At 71.6% G+C, this 17183-nt stretch carries 16 protein-coding genes; 7 read left to right on the forward strand and 9 right to left on the reverse strand.

Annotated features, from left to right (window positions below):
* Positions 1 to 59: 59 nt before the first annotated feature.
* Entirely contained in the window at positions 60 to 1133 is a 1074-nt protein-coding gene (locus tag ACGF3C_RS25480) for a LacI family DNA-binding transcriptional regulator (protein WP_357232729.1), read from the forward strand.
* Positions 1130 to 2149: a phosphotransferase family protein gene (locus tag ACGF3C_RS25485; protein ID WP_393225854.1), complete on the forward strand. Its 1020-nt coding sequence runs from the start codon at positions 1130 to 1132 to the stop codon at positions 2147 to 2149. The genes ACGF3C_RS25480 and ACGF3C_RS25485 overlap by 4 nt, the downstream gene beginning before the upstream one ends.
* A gap of 83 nt (positions 2150 to 2232) precedes the next feature.
* Here the strand turns inward: ACGF3C_RS25485 and ACGF3C_RS25490 are convergent, their stop codons facing one another.
* Positions 2233 to 2895: a fasciclin domain-containing protein gene (locus ACGF3C_RS25490; protein ID WP_393225857.1), complete on the reverse strand. Its 663-nt coding sequence runs from the start codon at positions 2893 to 2895 to the stop codon at positions 2233 to 2235.
* A gap of 134 nt (positions 2896 to 3029) precedes the next feature.
* Between ACGF3C_RS25490 and ACGF3C_RS25495 the strand changes: the two genes are divergently transcribed.
* A complete protein-coding gene (locus ACGF3C_RS25495; protein WP_393225860.1) occupies positions 3030 to 3515 on the forward strand; it encodes a GNAT family N-acetyltransferase in 486 nt (161 codons plus the stop codon).
* 159 nt (positions 3516 to 3674) lie between these two features.
* Here ACGF3C_RS25495 and ACGF3C_RS25500 read toward each other — a convergent pair whose 3' ends face one another.
* Together ACGF3C_RS25500 and ACGF3C_RS25505 are read right to left on the reverse strand one after the other, a co-directional pair.
* A complete protein-coding gene (locus ACGF3C_RS25500; RefSeq protein WP_357233556.1) occupies positions 3675 to 4955 on the reverse strand; it encodes an MFS transporter in 1281 nt (426 codons plus the stop codon).
* A 174-nt stretch (positions 4956 to 5129) separates the two neighbouring features.
* Complete coding sequence (locus ACGF3C_RS25505) at positions 5130 to 6029, reverse strand: LysR family transcriptional regulator (RefSeq protein WP_393225863.1); 900 nt, start codon at positions 6027 to 6029, stop codon at positions 5130 to 5132.
* A gap of 157 nt (positions 6030 to 6186) precedes the next feature.
* Between ACGF3C_RS25505 and ACGF3C_RS25510 the strand changes: the two genes are divergently transcribed.
* Positions 6187 to 7125: an SDR family NAD(P)-dependent oxidoreductase gene (locus ACGF3C_RS25510; RefSeq protein ID WP_393225866.1), complete on the forward strand. Its 939-nt coding sequence runs from the start codon at positions 6187 to 6189 to the stop codon at positions 7123 to 7125.
* A gap of 56 nt (positions 7126 to 7181) precedes the next feature.
* Here the strand turns inward: ACGF3C_RS25510 and ACGF3C_RS25515 are convergent, their stop codons facing one another.
* The gene (locus ACGF3C_RS25515; RefSeq protein ID WP_393225869.1) at positions 7182 to 7742 is read right to left on the reverse strand and encodes an NADPH-dependent FMN reductase; all 561 of its coding nucleotides are present in this window, start codon (positions 7740 to 7742) and stop codon (positions 7182 to 7184) included.
* A 136-nt stretch (positions 7743 to 7878) separates the two neighbouring features.
* On the opposite strand from ACGF3C_RS25515, the gene ACGF3C_RS25520 reads away from it, so the two are divergent.
* A complete protein-coding gene (locus ACGF3C_RS25520; RefSeq protein ID WP_393225872.1) occupies positions 7879 to 8352 on the forward strand; it encodes a MarR family winged helix-turn-helix transcriptional regulator in 474 nt (157 codons plus the stop codon).
* 188 nt (positions 8353 to 8540) lie between these two features.
* Here ACGF3C_RS25520 and ACGF3C_RS25525 read toward each other — a convergent pair whose 3' ends face one another.
* The 5 genes from ACGF3C_RS25525 to ACGF3C_RS25545 form a co-directional block, all read right to left on the reverse strand.
* The gene (locus ACGF3C_RS25525; protein WP_393225875.1) at positions 8541 to 10403 is read right to left on the reverse strand and encodes an IucA/IucC family protein; all 1863 of its coding nucleotides are present in this window, start codon (positions 10401 to 10403) and stop codon (positions 8541 to 8543) included.
* The gene (locus ACGF3C_RS25530; protein ID WP_393225878.1) at positions 10400 to 10990 is read right to left on the reverse strand and encodes a GNAT family N-acetyltransferase; all 591 of its coding nucleotides are present in this window, start codon (positions 10988 to 10990) and stop codon (positions 10400 to 10402) included. Before ACGF3C_RS25530 ends, ACGF3C_RS25525 begins: the two co-directional genes overlap by 4 nt.
* Complete coding sequence (locus ACGF3C_RS25535; protein ID WP_393226334.1) at positions 10987 to 12264, reverse strand: lysine N(6)-hydroxylase/L-ornithine N(5)-oxygenase family protein; 1278 nt, start codon at positions 12262 to 12264, stop codon at positions 10987 to 10989. Before ACGF3C_RS25535 ends, ACGF3C_RS25530 begins: the two co-directional genes overlap by 4 nt.
* 35 nt (positions 12265 to 12299) lie before the next feature.
* Positions 12300 to 13838 carry a pyridoxal phosphate-dependent decarboxylase family protein gene (locus ACGF3C_RS25540; protein WP_393225881.1) on the reverse strand — a complete coding sequence of 513 codons (1539 nt, stop codon included), beginning with the start codon at positions 13836 to 13838 and terminating at the stop codon, positions 12300 to 12302.
* Between the two features lie 80 nt (positions 13839 to 13918).
* Complete coding sequence (locus ACGF3C_RS25545; RefSeq protein WP_393225884.1) at positions 13919 to 14950, reverse strand: ABC transporter substrate-binding protein; 1032 nt, start codon at positions 14948 to 14950, stop codon at positions 13919 to 13921.
* 73 nt (positions 14951 to 15023) lie between these two features.
* Here ACGF3C_RS25545 and ACGF3C_RS25550 point away from each other — a divergent pair, with 73 nt between their 5' ends.
* Both ACGF3C_RS25550 and ACGF3C_RS25555 read left to right on the forward strand, forming a co-directional pair.
* The gene (locus ACGF3C_RS25550) at positions 15024 to 16136 is read left to right on the forward strand and encodes a FecCD family ABC transporter permease (protein WP_393225887.1); all 1113 of its coding nucleotides are present in this window, start codon (positions 15024 to 15026) and stop codon (positions 16134 to 16136) included.
* Positions 16133 to 17161: a FecCD family ABC transporter permease gene (locus ACGF3C_RS25555; RefSeq protein ID WP_393225890.1), complete on the forward strand. Its 1029-nt coding sequence runs from the start codon at positions 16133 to 16135 to the stop codon at positions 17159 to 17161. The genes ACGF3C_RS25550 and ACGF3C_RS25555 overlap by 4 nt, the downstream gene beginning before the upstream one ends.
* Positions 17162 to 17183 lie beyond the last annotated feature (22 nt).

The raw sequence follows: 17183 nt of genomic DNA on the forward strand, positions 1-17183 counted from the left end.
CGGTACGGTGACGCTAGCCGGCACGACGAAACGCCGTCAACAGATCGAGGGGGCGGGCCATGGCGACCCTGTCCGATGTGGCCCGCCGAGCGGGCGTCTCGCCCGCCACCGCCTCCCGCGTCATCAACGGCAGCAGCAAGCCGGTCACCGACGAGCTGCGGGAACGGGTGCTCGCCGCCGTCGCCGAGTTGCAGTACGTGCCGAACGCGCACGCCCAACTGCTGGCCCGCTCGCACCGCAGCGCTGTCGGCGTGATCGTGCACGACGTCTCCGACCCCTACTTCGCGGAGATCACCCGGGGGCTGCAACGGGTCGCCACCGACCAGGGCCGGCTGCTGATGATCTGCAACAGTTACCGGGACCCGGACCGCGAGTTGGAGTACGTGGAGCTGCTGCGCGGGCACCAGGTGGCGGCGCTGATCCTGGCCGGCTCGGGCTACCACGACGAGGCGTTCACCCGGCAGCTCAACGAGAAGCTCGCCGCGTACGAGGCCACCGGCGGGCGGGTGGCGGTGATCGGCCGGCACGAGCACTCCGGCGACGCGGTGATGCCGGACAACCGGACCGGCGGCTACCTCGCCGGGCGGGAGCTGTGCGGGTTGGGACACCGGGCGATCGGCGTGGTCGCCGGCCCGCGCATCCTGACCACCACCACCGACCGGCTCGCCGGCCTCCGGCAGGCCCTCACCGAGCAGGGCCGCGAGCTGCCCGAACGGCGCATCCGTTACGCGGAGTTCGACCGCGACGGTGGCGCGGAGGCCACCGCCCGACTGCTCGACGCCGACCCGGAGCTGACCGCCGTCGTGGCGCTCAACGACTCGATGGCCATCGGCGCGCTCGCCACCCTGCGCGCGCGTGGGATGGCGGTGCCACAGCAGATCTCGGTGCTGGGTTTCGACGACATGCCGATCGCCCGGGACGTGACCCCGGCGCTGACCACAGTGCGACTGCCCCTTGTCGACATGGGTGTGCGGGCGATGTCCCTGGTGCTCGGCGTCGGAGCCCCGACGCCCCGGATCGAGGTGCTCCCCGCCGAGTTGGTCCGCCGCGACACCGCCGGTCCCGTCCCCCGGTCCACCCGCGCCACCGCGGGTTCCGCGCCACGCGCCCGGCGAGGTGACAGGACGTCGTGACCGGTGTCAGCCCGACCCAGCGGCCCCTCACGCGCGCCGACGTGGCGTTCCTGATCGCTGCGTCGTTCGGCCCACACACCCGGGTCCGCGACGCTGGTCCGCTGGCCGGCGGCGGGTACGCGACGGTCTGGTGGGCGCTGCTCGACGACGAGCGTCGGGTGGTGGTGAAGCTGGCTCCGCCGGCCGGAACCCCGCTGCTGCGCTACGAGCGCGGGCTCTGCGCTGCCGAGGAGCGATACTTTCGACTCGTCGCGCAGCGGGCGCCGCAGGTGCCCGTCCCCCCGGTGCTCTGGCGCGGCGCCGACCCGGCGTACGGCGAGTGGTTGGTCACCACGATGCTTTCCGGCCGGTCGCTGTCCGGCCTGGCCGAGGCCGGTGTTGTTGTCGACGACGGCCCGGCGCGCCACGACCTCGGGGTGGCCCTCGCCGCGTTGCACGGGGTGACCGGTGAGCGGTTCGGGTACGACGACGACCGGGCCGGCGGGCCGACCTGGCGGGCGGCGTTCACGGCGATGCTCGACGCGCTCCTGGCTGACGCGGCGGACTGGGACGTCCGACTGCCGGTGACCCCGGAGCAGCTGCACGCGCTGGTGGGGCGGCACGCCGACGTGCTCGACGAGGTACGCCGACCGGCGCTGCTGCACTTCGACTGCTGGGACGGCAACGTGCTGGCGGCACCCGACGCGGACGGCCGGTTGCGGCTGCGCGGCCTGGTGGACGGCGAGCGGTTCCTCTACGGCGACCCGCTGCTGGACCTGGTCTCGCCGCTGCTCTTCCGACGCGTGGAGGACGAGCCGGAGCATCCCCTGCTGCGCGGCTACCAGGCCGGCGCGCCCGAACCGTTGGTGCTGGACGCTTCGGCACGCCGTCGGCTCGGTCTCTACCGGTTGCACCTGTACCTGCTGATGACAGTGGAGATGCCCAGCCGCGGGATGACCGCGCACAGCCATCCCTGGCGGTCCGCCCGGCTGGCGGCCCTGCTCGACGAGGAGCTGGCCGCGCTCGCCTCGGGCTGACGTCCCGGCGCGGGTGGCATCCGGCGCATGATCGGCCGGCGCGGGTGGCGTCCGGCGCATGGCCGGACGCCACCCGCCCGCGGTCAGGGCAGGTCGATCGGGCGCAGTACCCGGTCCACGACGTGCGCGATCTGCCGGTTGCCCTTGTTGACGTCGTAGGAGACGACACGGGCGTCACGGTCGTCGGTGTCGGCGTCTACCAGCCGCACCTGGCGGAAGAAGTACAGGTAGGTGCGCACGTCGACCTCGACGGTCGAGCCGAGCGCGGTGGTCAGGTCCGTGCCGTCGGCCCGGACCGCCGTCTTGCGATCGATGGTGGCGCCCGGGACAACGTGGTAGAGCAGCACCGACTCGACGGTGTCGATGCCCAGCCCGGCCACGGCGGTGAAGGCCGCGCTCTCACTCGGCAACTTCTGGGCCTGCGTGATCTCGCGGACCAACTGCTGGAAGGCCGCGTCGGTGGGGATGAACGCGGTCAGCGCCACGGTGCCGTCGGTGAGCACCTTGACCGGAGAGTTCGGCTTGGCCTCCAGCACGGCCAGCACGGCCGCCGTCAGTACGTCGAAGTCCCGCGAGTTGCGGTCGAAACCGCTGGTGTCCTTCGTGAGCACCGCGGCGAGTGAGTTCGTGCCGAGCGGCTTGGCCTTGCCGGTCGCCTGAGCGGCCGGCACAGCGATGGCCGTGGTGGCCAGCGCGGTGGCCAGGGCGCCCACCGCCATCCGGGCGGCAAGTCGTGCGATCTTCATCAGCGGGCCTTTCGTCGAAGCGACGGATCCGTGACGTCTCGTCACGACCCATGCTTCGCATCGGGTAGGCCGCGTGGATGCACCTGCGGATAAACGGATTGTCCAGGGCTCCGGCCGGGGCCTAACCTCCCCGGGTGCTGATTCGGGAGTTCGTCGACCGGGACTGGTCGCAGGTGTGGCCGATCATCGAGGAGGTGATCCGGGCACAGGAGACGTTCCCCTACGACCCGGCGATGACCGCCGAGCAGTCGTACGGCATGTGGGTCGAGGCGGCGCCGGCGCGGACCGTCGTGGCGGTCGACGGCCAGCGGGTTCTCGGCACCGCGAAGATGGGCGCCAACCGGCCCGGGCCGGGCGCTCACGTGTCCACCGCCAGCTTCATGGTCGCCGCCGACGCCCGGGGCCGGGGCGTCGGCGCCGCGCTGTGCCGCGACGCCCTGACCTGGGCCCGCCGCCAGGGGTACGCCGGCATGCAGTTCAACGCGGTGGTGGAGAGCAACGGTTCGGCGGTGCGGTTGTATCGGCGGGAGGGCTTCGAGGTGGTCGGCACCGTGCCGGGCGCGTTCCGTCACCCCACAGTGGGCCGGGTCGGCCTGCACGTGATGTACCAGGAGTTCTGACCGCGTCCGCTCCGCTCGCCCAGGAGGCCACAGTGGTGGTCGGCGCCTTTGGAGCTGATGTCACAAACGAATCGGCCACGGGCCGGGTCGTCCGGATCTTTCCACCGCCTGGAGCGTCCCCACCGCTTGAATCGTTTAGGACATCAGCTCCATAGCGTCTCAACCAACGGTGCCGCCGGCCGGGGCCGGGCGCAGTCCGGGCTGCCCGGCGGCCGGCTCCGCGCCGGCACGGCGGATCGGGGTGAAGAGCCCGCCGACAGCGACCAGCAGGCACCCAGCGCCCGCCACGAGCGTGACCGCCGGAGCCCCGTACCGGCCGGCGGCCCAGGTCAGCACGACGGCCCCGGCCGGACCGAGGGCGTAGTGCGTGCTCCAGAACGCCGACGTCACCCGACCCAGCAGGTGATCGGGGGTGATCTCCTGCCGCAGGGACATCGAACAGATCCCGCCGACGCTGAGACAGCACAGGTACACAGCGGTCAACGTGGTGACCGCGGGCACTGTGGTGGCGATGCCGACCCCCGCCACCGCGAAACCGCAGATCGCGTGCGCGCCGATCCAGGTGGCACCGAAGCCACGACGTCGGCGCAGCGGCGCCACCAGCAGCGCCCCGGCGACAGTGCCCAGCGCCGCCAGGCCGAGCACCGTGCCGACGGTGCCCTCGGACCCGCCGAGGTCGTGCGTCACGTGGTAGATCAGCACGTCGACGAACCCGTAGGTGAGGAAGATGAAGACCGACAACAGGACGGTCAGCGCGCGCAGCACGGGCTGACGCCACAGGAACCGCGCCCCGGCCAGAAACTCGACCAGCGGGCGTTGCCGGGCCACCCCCTCGTCCACCTGGACGGGGCGCAGTCGGATCAGCCACAGGCCGGCTGCCGAGAGCGCGAAGCTCGCCGCGTTCACGGCGATGGCGGTGGCCGGGCCGAAGCGGGCCGCCACCACACCGGCGAGCAGCGGCCCGAGGACGGCCGCCGCGGCGTACGTCGCCTGCAACCGGCCGTTGGCCTCGGTGATCCGGTCGGAGTCGACGAGGTTGCGGACCGCTGTCACCGCGGCCACCTGGAACAGCATGCCGGCCGCCTCGCAGATCGGCAGCACGACGAAGAGCAGCCAGACCTGCGGACCAGCGAGCCACGCCAGCGGCACCAGCGCGTAGAGCACCAGTCGGGTCAGGTCCGCCACGATCATGAGGGTGCGGCGGTCGTACCGGTCGACCAGCACCCCACCGAAGATCCCGGCGACGACGGACGCCGCGCCCGCGACGGCGGTCAGCAGGCCCATCCGTGCCACCGACCCGGTCGCCTGGAGCACCAGCAGCGGCACCGCCAGGTAGGCGAACGAGTCGCCGGCCGCCGAGAGCGACTGGGCGACCCAGTACGTGCCGAAGGTCCGGTCCCGCCAGAGCGGAGCCCGACCAGCGGCGGCGGATCGACTCATCGCGCCAAGGGTAGTGAACACGGCCGTCCGCCACTGGCCCTGGCGGGCGTCACACCGCTGCGATATCGCGGATCCACCAGCGGCACGCATCTCGTGGTCATCACACCTCCGGCTGGCGCGCCGTCGCCGCCGGCACCACCCACCACCTCGCGCGGTGAGCCGATCGCCTCGCCGTCAGCCGGTGCTGGTGAGGTCGGTCGTCGCCGCGAGGTCGGTGACCACATCCAGGAAGCGGTGCAGGGCGGGCGCGGTGTTTTCCGCCAACCACACCATCTCCGTGTGCGTGTACGCCCCGGTCAGCGGGACGAACACCACGCCGGTGCGGCGCAGACTCGCCGCCGAGCAGGCGAGCCGGGTGACGCCGAGTCCGGCGGCGACCAGGCCGAGCAGGCTCTGCACGCCGGCCTCCTCCTGAACGACGGTCGGCAAGAACCCCGCTTCCCGGAACTGGTCCTGGTAGGCGCGGTGCCAGGGTTCCCAGGAGCTGCGCGGCGTCATGACCCATGGTTCGTTCGCCAGGTCGGCGAGCGCCAACTCGGCCCGGCCGGCGAGCGGGTGGCCCTCGGGCAGCACCGCGCAGACCGGTTCAGTGGTCAGTCTCCTCGACTCCAGGCCGGGAACGAGCGGGGTCCGGGTGAAGGCCACGTCGTACCGCCCGTCGAGGACGCCCTGGACGAGGGGCGCGATGCTGGTGGACTCGGTGGCCAGGTGCAGGTCGGGGAGGTGGTGGCGGACCGCCCGGACCACCGGGGGCAGGAGGTGGTTGGCGACGGTGGTCAGGAAGGCGAGCCGGAGGGCGCCGACCTCACCCCGCAGGGCCCGTCCCACGACGGCGACGGCCTGCTCGGCGCGGTCTGTCACGGCGCGCGCCTCGGGCACGAACAGGGCGCCGATCTCGGTCAGTGTGGTGCCGCGGCTGTCGCGGTCGAACAGCTTCGCCCCGAGGACGCGTTCCAGGGCGGTGATCTGCTGCGACAGCGACTGCTGGGCGATCATCAGCCGGGTGGCGGCCCGGGTGAAGCTCAGCTCCTCCGCGAGGACCAGGAAGTACCGCAGTTGTCGCAGCTCGGGCATGCCCACAGGAACAGACTGTAGCCACGTCAGGAAGCGTGTGTTGGCCGTCCGCGCAGGCCTCCGCGCACGATCTCGGGTAGGGCTCGGCCGGCACTCCGTACGCCTGTACGGCCCGTCGGTACGGCCACCTGAGGACACCCACCGAAGGAACTCGATCATGACTGATACACGCCTCACCACGCCGTTCAACGCCCGGTCCACCGCCGCCGACGTGGTGGCCGGTGCCGACCTGACCGGGCAGCGCGCCATCGTCACCGGCGCCTCCTCGGGCATCGGCGTGGAGACCGCCCGGGCGCTCGCCACTGCGGGCGCCGAGGTGACTCTGGCGGTGCGGGACGTGCGGGCCGGAGAACGGACCGCGCGAGAGATCCGCGCCGCGGCCACGAACCGGCTGGTCCGGGTCGCCCCGCTGGACCTGTCCAACCAGCGGTCCGTCGCCGCTTTCGTCGCCGATTGGGACGGCCCGCTGCACATCCTGGTCAACAACGCCGGGGTGTCGGCGACCCCCGAGATGCGGACGGCGGAGGGGTGGGAGTTGCAGTTCGCCACCAACCACCTCGGCCACTTCGCGCTCGCCAACGGGCTGCACCGGGCACTCGCCGCGGCCGGTCGGGCCCGCGTGGTGTCGCTGAGTTCCATCGCCCACGTGCAGGCCCCGATGGTCTTCGAGGACGTCAACTTCCGGGAGCGGCGCTACGACCGTCTCCTGGCCTACGGCGAGTCGAAGACCGCCACCGCACTGTTCGCGGTCGAGGCGAACCGGCGCTGGGCCGGCGACGGCATCACCGTCAACGCGGCCAACCCGGGCGCGGTCGCCACCAACCTGGGACGGCACCTCACCGAGGAGGACTACGCGCACCTTCCGGCGTACGACTTCAAGACCCCGCAGCAGGGGGCCGCGACCTCCGTGCTGCTCGCCGCCGGGCCGCAGCTTGAGGGCATCGGCGGCCGGTACTTCGAGGACTGCGGGCAGGCGGTGCGCCACCGCCCGGAGACGCCGCTGCGAGGCGTCGCCGCCCATGCGACCGACCCGGCGGCGGCGGCGCGACTGTGGCAGCTCTCGCTGGACCTGCTCGCCGGCGTACACGACGCCTGAACGCCCGGAAACGGCCGTGGGATCCCCCACGGCCGTTTCCGAAAGGTGCGACGTGCTCAGCCCTTGCGCAGCGGAGCGAGCGCCGTGCTCCAGGCGACCACCTGGTCGAGCGTGGCGGTCAGCGAGTCCTGGTGGAACTGGTTGGGCTTGAAGACGCTGAAGTTCTCGAAGTCGGTGAAGAGCGACAACGCGACCTGCGAGCGCACGTCGGCCATCTGGAGCTCACCGGAGATCAGACGCAGGTGCTCCACTGCGCGCGTCCCGCCGACCGAGCCGTAGCTGACGAAGCCGACGGCCTTGTTGTTCCACTCGCCGTAGAGGAAGTCGATCGCGTTCTTCAGGGCACCCGAGGTCGAGTGGTTGTACTCGGGGGTGACGATGATGAACCCGTCGAACGACGCGATCGTCTCGGCCCACCGCTTGGTGTGCGGCTGGGTGTACTGGCCCATCGAGGGCGGGTACGCCTCGTCGAGGTGCGGCAGTTGGTAGTCCAGCAGGTCGATCAGCTCGTACTCCGCGTCGGAGCGCTGCTTGGCGATCTCGAGCACCCAGCGGGCGACGGCCTCGCCGTTACGCCCCGGGCGGGTGCTTCCGAGGATGATCCCGATCCTGGTCATGTGTGGCGCCTTTCAGAGGTTCTTGCCTGACGACGGGAAACGTATCGCTGCTTGATTGGTCAAGCAAATACTTGGCGTATGGGCGTGATCACACGGAGGGTAAGCGCTTGCTGCGTCAAGCAAGTATGATAGGAGGATGTCCAACCCCTCCGCGGCGACTCCGCAACCCCTCACCCCTGATGAGGAATCCCTGGTCCGCGCCCTGGGTCAGGTGATGCACGTCCTGCCCCGCGCCATCGACGCGGACATGGTCGGTGACCGTCAGCTGCCGCTCACCGAGTACACCGCGCTGATGAACCTCTCCGAGACACCCGAGCGGCGGATGCGCATGAACGAACTCGCCGCGCTCTGCTACCTCTCCCTCAGCGGCATGACCCGCACGATCATCCGGCTGGAGACGCAGGGCCTGGTCCGGCGGGAACGCTGCGAGGAGGACGCGCGCGGCTGGAACGCCGTCCTCACCGACGAGGGCTACGCCCGCCTGCAGGAAGCCTGGCCCAGCCACCTGGCCGCCGTACGCCGCCGATTCCTCCAGCACTTCGAGGGCTTCGACCTCGCCCAGTTGGCCCGCGCGTTCCAGCAGGCCGGCACGGCAGAGCCGACCAACTGAGGCAAGCGCGACCCGACCGGGACCCGACCGGTCGCCCATCCGGCCTCAGCCGAGCAGCAATGTCCGGTCGTCGGTACGGGCAAGACCCGGCATGACCGCGTACGCGAAGGCGGCGAACAGCCCGGCGCACAGGCTCGCGGTACTCAGAACCCCCATCCGCCTATTGCGACCGTTGCCGTGCGCGCTGATCAAACGCGATCGCGGTCACCGTCCGGAGCGTGGGCGGCGAGCGGGTTGGTCAGGGTGCCGACGAACTGGAGCGCCGCCGACGGGTCGGCCAGGTCGATCATCTGCTGGTTGTTACGCAATTGCAGCCGGTTGAGGCAGGAGAGCGTGAACTCAGGGGCGAACAGGTCGTAGTGGCGGACCCGCTCGGCCAGGTGCGGCACCCGGTCGAAGTAGTCGGCGGCGCAGGCCGCGACAGTGCGCCAGAAGTCGTCCTCGGCGAGAACACCGGCCTCGACCAGGACCGCGTTGAGGTGCCGCAGGAAGCAGTCCACCACGTCGGTGAAGATGCTCAGCAGCTTGGTGTCGTCGGGCACCTCGACGCGGATCCGCTCCACCGCCGCCGGCAGCTCGACCCTGTCGCTCATCACCGCGATCTCCTCGGCGATGTCCTTGAAAATCACCCGCTGGACGGTGTCCTGCTCGTCGAGGACCAGGATGACGTTCTCGCCGTGCGGCATGAAAGCCAGGTCGTGGGCGTAGAAGCTGTGCAGCAGCGGGGTCAGGTAGGCATCCAGGTAGCGGCGCAGCCACACCTCGGGCGCCAGGCCGGACCGGGCGATCAGCGCCGCCGCCAGTGAGCCGCCCTCGTCGTCGACGTGCAGCAGCGCGGCCATCGTGGACAGTCGCTGCCCCGGCGCGAGCTCGGGCACCGGGCTCTCCCGCCACAGGGCGGCCAGCATCTTGCGGTACGGCGAGGTGCGCTCGGTCGCCGCCTCGTACTGCCGGTGCCGGTAACCCACGGCGGCCCGCTCCCGGATGACGGTCAGGCCGGTGCCGGTCAGCACCTCGTCGGCGGCGATCAGGTCGGCCAGCCAGTCGTTGATCGCCGGGGTGGCCTCCATGTACGCGGCCGACAACCCGCGCATGAAGCCCATGTTCAGCACCGACAGCGCGGTCTTGACGTAGTGCCGACCCGGCTCGCTGACGTTGAAGAAGGTGCGGATGGACTGCTGGGCGAGGTACACGTCCGGCCCGGGGCCGAGGTGCACCAGCCGACGCTCGGCCAGCTCACCGGCGAAGGTGACCGCCAGCTTGTTCCACCACTGCCACGGGTGCGCCGGGATCAGGTGGTAATCGGCGAGGTCCAGCCCGAGATCGGCCATCGTGGCCGCGAACCGGGCCCGGGTCTCGGCGTCCAACTCGCTCTCGATGAGCGTGTCGTAGTCGAGGTCGGCGGCGCTGCTGAACGAGGAGTGGTCCCGGTGCGCGGCCAGCCACTCCAGCCGCACCGGCGCGGCGGCCTCCGGGGCGTACCGGTGGTACTCGTCGACGCCGAAGCCGAGCCGGCCGTTGTTCGCCACGAAGCAGGGGTGACCCTCGGTCATCGAGGTCTCGATGGTCTGGAAATCCGCCTCGGCCAGCTCGGCGGCGCTCGGCGCGGCCTGGGCCAGCTTGTACGCCGTACCCGCCAGCGTCGAGGTGATCTCCTCCAGGTAGACCGGGAGCACCCGCGCGGAGAGCCCGAGGGTGTCGCGCAGTTCGACGATGAGGTCCACCGCGTCCGGGGTCAGCGAGGTGCCGTCGCGGTGTCGGGTGATGCTGTCCGCGTCGATCTGCCAGTGCGCCAGGGCGAGCACCCGCGCCGCGAACCGGTAGCTGACGGTGCCGTCGTCGCTGGCAATCTCGTACCACTGCCGGTCGCCGGGGCCGGCCACGGCCTGCGGGGTGAGCAGCCGCTCGTGGGTGAACTCGGCGAGCGCCTTGCGGACCAGCAGCCGGTTGGCCCGGGCCCAGCGCTGCGGGGTGAGGTGCCCGACCGGGTCGCCGGAGGCGTGGTGCGCGGCGGCGACGGGCGGGTGGGTGGGGACGGCGGTGGTGGTCACGCCGGGGCTCCTTCGGTTCGGTCGGCGGCGGCGTCGACGGCGGCCTGGAACTGGGCTCGGGTGCAGACGCTGAGCAGCGCGTCCTTCTCCGGCTTGGCGATCGGGCCGACGACAGTGAAGCCGACGGTGGCGTTCAACGCGTGCACGGCGGTGTTGCGCACGTCCGGTTCGACCACCACCCGCCGGGTCGTCGGGTCGTCGAAGAGCCACGCCATGACGGTGCCGATCACCGCCCGGGTGAAGCCGTGCACTGGCGCGTCGACCGGCGCGCAGAGGAAGTGCATGCCCACGTCACCGGGCTGGTGGTCGTAGAGGCCGACCAGCTCGACGTGGGCCGGGTCGTAGCGCTCCGCGAGGAAGGCGGGACTCCCCCGCCACAGCCCGAGGTACGCGTCGTGGTGCGGGTGCGCGGCGATCCGCTGGTACTCCTCGGTGACCTGGGCCAGGTCGGCGTCCTGCATCATCCAGAACGCCGCCTTCGGGTGGGTCACCCAGGCGTGCAGCAGCGCCGCGTCGGCGTCCGGATCGAGCTGCCGCAGCGCGAACTCACCGAGCCCCTCGTCGACCCGGGTGAAGACGCTGGTCACGACGACACCCCGAACTCCTGGAAGGTGATGCTCTTCTCGATCGGGTAGTGCTCCCGGCCGAGCAGCTCGCGGATGATCCAGGAGTTGCGGTAGGCGCCCATGCCCAGGTCCGGTGAGGTGATGCTGTGCGTGTGGGTGCCCGCGTTCTGCAGGAAGATGCCCCGCCCGCCGTGGTCGATGCTGTAGTTGCGGGCCACGTCGAAGCGGCCCTGCGCGTCCCAGCGGATCCGGTCCCGCACCGGCGTGAGGAACTCCGGCACCCGGTAGTGGTAGCCGGTGGCCAGCACCAGACCCTCGGTACGCAGGGCGAAGTCGCGTTCCTGCTCCACCTGACGCAACCCCAGTGTGTACTGCCCGTCCTGGTGGTCGGCGCTGACCAGCTCGGTGTTGGTGAGCAGGCGGGTGTTCACCGGTCCGTCGACGCTGTGCGCGTAGAGCAGGTCGAAGATGTCGTTGATCAGGTCGGCGTTGATCCCCTTGAACAGGCCCTTCTGCTCGGACTCCAGCCGGTAGCGGGTCGCCTCGGGCAGCGCGTGGAAGTAGTCCACGTAGTCCGGTGAGGTCATCTCCAGCGTCAGCTTCGTGTATTCGAGCGGGAAGAACCGCGGTGAACGGGTCACCCAGTTGAGCTGGTAGCCGTACCGGTCGATGTCGCCGAGCAGGTCGTGGTAGATCTCGGCGGCGCTCTGCCCGCTGCCCACCACCGTGATGCTGCGCTTCGTGCGCAGCGCCGAGCGGTGCTCCAGGTAGTGGGAGTTGTGCACGGCGTCGCCGGGCAGGTCGGCCACGGCCGGGGGCAGGTGCGGCGGGGTGCCGGTGCCGAGCACCAGGTGCCGGGCCCGGTACTCGACGGTCTCACCCGTGCCCGTGCTGGCCCGCACCACGTACCGCTCGTCGGCGGGGTCGTACTCCACGGTTGTCACGCTCTGACCGAAGCGCAGGTTCGGCAGTTTCGCCGCCGCCCACCGGCAGTACGCGTCGTACTCGCTGCGCAGCGGGTAGAAGCTCTCCCGGATGTAGAACGGGTAGAGCCGGCCGATCTCCTTGAGGTAGTTGAGGAAGGAGTACGGCGACGTCGGGTCGGCGAGGCTGACCAGGTCGGCGATGAACGGGGTCTGCAACCGGGCCGACTCCAGCAGCATGCCGGGGTGCCAGGCGAGGCTCGGTCGGGCCTCCAGGAACACCCCGTCGAGCTCGTCGATCGGCGCGGTGAGGCAGGCCAGGCCCAGGTTGTACGGGCCCAACCCGATGGCGATGAAGTCGTGGGTGGGCATCGGGGTCTCCAGGCGCGGGTTCGAGGTCACCGGCGTCAGCCGACGTGGCAGGTCAGGCCGGCGTCGACGTGGTCGTGCACGTACTGACCGGCGTGGGTGGCGATCAGGTCGAGCACGTACCCGACGTCGTCGACTGTGGTTTCCGGGTTGAGCAGTGTGAATTTCAGGAAGTGCCGGCCGTCCACCCGGGTCCCGGCGACCACCGCGAGACCGGACGCCGCGAGGGCCTCCCGGGCGTGCAGATTGGCGGCGTCGGCCAACTCACGGCCGGGGCCGGTGGGCAGGTAGCGGAACACCACGGTGCTCAGTTCCGAGCGGGTCACCACCTCGAAGCGCGGATCCTCGCTGACGAGTCGCCAGGCGTCGGCGGCCCGGTCGACGACCTCGTCGAAGAGCCCGCCGAGCGCGTCCGGGCCCATCACCCGCAGGGTGAGCCAGAGCTTCAGCGCGTCGAAACGGCGGGTGGTCTGCAAGCTCTTGTCGACCTGGTTGGGGATGCGCTGCTCCACCATCCGGGCCGGGTTGAGGTAGTCGGCGTGGTAGGTGACGTGCCGCAGTGCCCGCCGGTCGCGGACCAGCAGCGCGCTGGAGCTGACCGGCTGGAAGAACGACTTGTGGAAGTCAACGGTCACCGAGTCGGCCCGCTCGATGCCGTCGAGCAGGTGCCGGCGCGTCGGCGAGACGAGCAGACCGCAGCCGTACGCGGCGTCCACGTGCAGCCACACGCCGGCTGCCGCGCAGATCCCGGCCAGGTCGGTGAGCGGGTCGATCGAGCCGAAGTCGGTGGTACCGGCGGTGCCCACGACGGCCATCACCACCAGCCCGGCCTGGCGGCACCGGGCGATCTCCTCGCGGACGGCGGCCGGCCGGATCCGTCGCCGGGCGTCGGTGGGCACCGCGATCACCGCGTCCGGGGCGAGGCCGAGCAGTTTTGCCGACTTCTGCACGCTGAAGTGACCGGCGGCGGAGGTGAGCACGCGCAGTCGGGGCAGCAGGTCGGCGCGCGCCGCGGGGCCGATGGCGTCGGCGCACGCCTCCTCCCGGGCCAGCAGCAGAGCCTGGAGGTTGGACTGGCTGCCGCCGCTGGTGAAGATGCCGTCGGCGCGGGGACCGAGGCCGATCCGCTCGGCCGTCCAGTCGATCAGCCGGCGCTCGATGAGGGTGGCCCCGGCGCTCTGGTCCCAGGTGTCCAGCGAGGAGTTCACGGCGGTGAGCACCGCCTCACCGAGCAGTGCCGGGATGGCCACCGGGCAGTTGAGGTGGGCCAGGTAGCGGGGATGGTGGAACCAGACGGCGTCGCGCAGGTAGACGTTCTCCAGCTCGTCGAGGGCGGCGCCGGCGTCGCCCAGCGGCCGGTCCAGGTCCACCCGGTCGACCAGGGGGGCCAGCTCGACCGGCGTGATTCCGGTGCCGGGACGGTCCACCGTGGCCACCCGCCGGGCGACCCGGTCGACGCCGTCGGCGATCGTCCGGCGGTACTGCTCGACCGAGCCACCGTGCAGCAGCTGGGCCCGCGCGGCGGTTGACGCCGGTGGCGGCGTGGTGGTCTCGACGGGGTACGTCGGCACGGTCACTGGTGGTCCTTCCACGTTCTGGACGAGGGCAGCCGGAACCCACCCCGGGCGCGGCGGTGCGCCCGGGGATGTGGTGTTCGTCAGCTGACCTTCTTCGCGTTCCGGATGGCGGTGGCGAGGTTCTCCAGCAGCGGTGCGGAGCCGGCGTACGAGAAGCGGGGCACCGCGTCCCACGGGCTCACCTGGTTGGCCTTGACCGCCGGCAGTTGCTGCCAGGTCGGCTTGGCCGTCAGGTCCTTGGCCTGCAGCGCGGTGCCGCGGTTGTCCAGCAGGATCAGGTCGGCCGGGAATTTGCCGGCGCTCTCCCAGCTCAGCGCCTCGAAGTAGTCGCCGGATTCGAGCTTGGTGGGGACCACGATGTCGACGCCCAACTCGGCGAAGTACATCAGGTCGGTGCTGACCTTCGGGTTGGAGACGTAGAAGAGGTCGGGGCTGCCGGAGCAGGCCATCACCTTGATCCCGGGGTTGGCCTTCACCGCCTGCCGGACCGCCTCGGCGGCGGCGTCGAAGCGGGCCTTTCCGTCGGTGACCTTCTTCGCGGACAGGTCCGCGCCGAGCGACTCGGCCAGCGCCGCGTACCGCTCGATGGGCCTGGTCATCGGCACCCGGGCGGTGGTGATCGCCACGCTGGGCGCCAGCGGGAGGATCTTGGCCTTGCTCTCGTCCGGCACGTACCAGAGCGCGTCCGGGTCGTACATGTGGGTGACCAGCAGTTCGGGGCGCAGCGCGGCGTACTTCTCCAGGCTGAACTCGCCCCACACGTTGCCGAGGATCTCGACGCCCTCGATGTCAAGGTCGCCGGCCTGCGGCTCGGCCGTGCCGTCGGCACGCTTGGTCTCACCGAAGACGCCCACGAGCTGCTTGTCGAGACCGAAATCGATCAGGGCTGCCGCCACCCCGGTGAAGGCCACCACACGGGCCGGACGGGCTGCGGCCTCTACCTTCGTGCCGCGGTCGTCGGTGAACGACCAGGGGCCACTTCCGTTGCCGGCGGCGGGCTTCGCGGCGTCGTCAGTGCCACAGGCGGCGAGCAGGGTGGCCAGCGTGGCGGCGCCACCGGCGGCCAGCAGGCCACGGCGGGAGAGGCGGCGGGCGGACAGGGCATCGGGCATGGTGTTGTCTTTCGATCAAGGGTTGGCCGGGGTCGACCAGGGCAGCGGGGTTAGGTTAGCCTAACCTCGGTCATTGTCAACAGCGGTACGCCGTGTCGCCACCACCCCGGAGCCCACACTGGACGCCACACCCACCGTCACCCGACCGGCACCGTCCGTGCCGGCCAGGGCGACGGCCGCACCCCCGAGCCGGCGTGGCCGTCGGGCAGCCCGCGCCGCCGGCCTGGTCACCGCCGTGGCACTGCTCGCGGTGATCGTCGTGCTCAGCATCGCGGTCGGCGCGAAGGCCATGCCGCTCGCCGACGTCTGGTCCGGGTTGCTGCACCGCGACGCCACCGAGTACGCGGTGGTGCACCGGATGCGCCTGCCCCGCACCCTGCTCGGGCTGCTCGCCGGCACCGCCCTCGGTGTGGCGGGCGCTGTCATGCAGGCCCTCACCCGCAATCCACTCGCCGACCCCGGACTGCTCGGCATCAACGCCGGCGCGTCCGCGGCCGTCGCCACCGCCGCCGCGTTCCTGGGCGTCACCGCCGTCGGCGGGTACGTCTGGTTCGCGCTGCTCGGCGCGGCGGCGGTGACCGCGCTCGTCTACACCGTCGGCGGCGGACGCGGCGCGACCCCGGCCCGACTCGCGCTGGCCGGGGCGGCGCTCAACGCCACCCTCTACTCCTACGTGAGCGCGGTGATGCTGCTGGACACCGCGTCGCTGGAGCGGCTGCGTTTCTGGACGGTCGGCTCACTGGCCAGCGCGGACTCCGCGACAGTGACCCGGGTGCTGCCGTTCATCATCGTCGGGCTGCTGGTCGCGCTCGGTGCCGCCCGTCCGCTGAACGCGCTGGCGCTCGGCGACGACGCGGCGCGAGCCCTCGGCGCTCGACCCGCGCTGATCCGCGCCGCCGTGATCGTCGCCGTCACCCTGCTCTGCGGCGCGGCGACCGCCGCGTGCGGACCGATCGTCTTCGTCGGGCTTCTCGTGCCACACCTGGTCCGCGCCCTGACCGGCCCGGACCTGCGCTGGCTGCTGCCGTACTGCGCGGTGCTCGCACCCGCGTTGCTGCTCGGCGCCGACGTGCTCGGCCGGGTGCTGGGCCGCCCCGGAGAACTCCAGGTCGGCATGGTGACCGCCGTACTGGGCGGCCCGCTCTTCCTGTGGCTGGTCACCCGCCGACCGGTGGCGCAGCCGTGAGCGTGGTTCGTACTTCGTGGGGGTTGTCGCTGCGGTTTCGGCCCCGCGCGTTGGGTGTCGGGGCCGGCGCGGCGGTGCTCGCGGCCGGGTTCGGTGTGGTGGCCCTGGGTAGTGGTGACTACCCGATGGGGCCGGCGGACGTGCTGCGCACGCTGACCGGCGGTGGCACTGTGGCGGAGCAGTTCATCGTGCTTGAGCTGCGCCTGCCCCGGCTGGTCACCGCCCTGTTGGTCGGTGCGGCGCTGGCTCTCGCCGGCACGGTGTTCCAGTCGCTGGTCCGCAACCCGTTGGGCAGCCCGGACATCCTGGGCTTCACCCAGGGCGCGTCGACCGGGGCGCTGGTGGTGGTCGTCCTCGGTGGCAGCAGCCTGGCGTTGGCCGGCGCGGCGGTCGTCGGTGGTCTCGGCACCGGCCTGGTGATCTACGCGCTCGCCTGGCGGCGCGGGGTGCACGGCTACCGACTCATCCTGGTCGGCATCGGGGTGTCCGCGATCCTGACCGGCGTCAACGGCTACCTGCTGACCCGGGCGCCCCTGATGGAAGCCGCTCGCGCGGTCCTCTGGCTCACCGGCAGCCTGGACGGGCGAGGCTGGGCCAACGCAGGGCCTCTCCTCGCCGTCCTGGTCGTGTTGGCGCCGCTGGTGCTCGTCGGCTGCGCCCCGGCGCTGCGGATGATGGAGTTGGGCGACGACGCCGCCAGCGCCCTGGGCGTGCCGGTACGCCGGCTGCGCCTGGTGCTGCTCGCCGCCGCCGTGCTGCTGGTCTCGTTCGCGGCGGCCGCCGCCGGGCCGGTGTCCTTCGTGGCGCTCGTCGCCCCGCACGTGGCGAAACGACTGACCCGGGCCCCGGGTCCGAACCTGATGCCGTCGATGGCCGTCGGCGCGGCGCTGCTGGTCGGGGCCGACCTGGTGGCGCAACGCGCGTTCGCCGGGCACCAACTCCCGGTCGGCGTGGTGACCGGCGTGATCGGCGGCGGTTACCTGGTCTGGCTGCTGGCGATGGAACGTCGGGCGGGCCGGCTGTGAACACCAGTGACGCCCTTGAAGG

The organism is Micromonospora sp. NPDC047762 (genome assembly GCF_043204655.1).
Lineage (GTDB): Bacteria > Actinomycetota > Actinomycetes > Mycobacteriales > Micromonosporaceae > Micromonospora.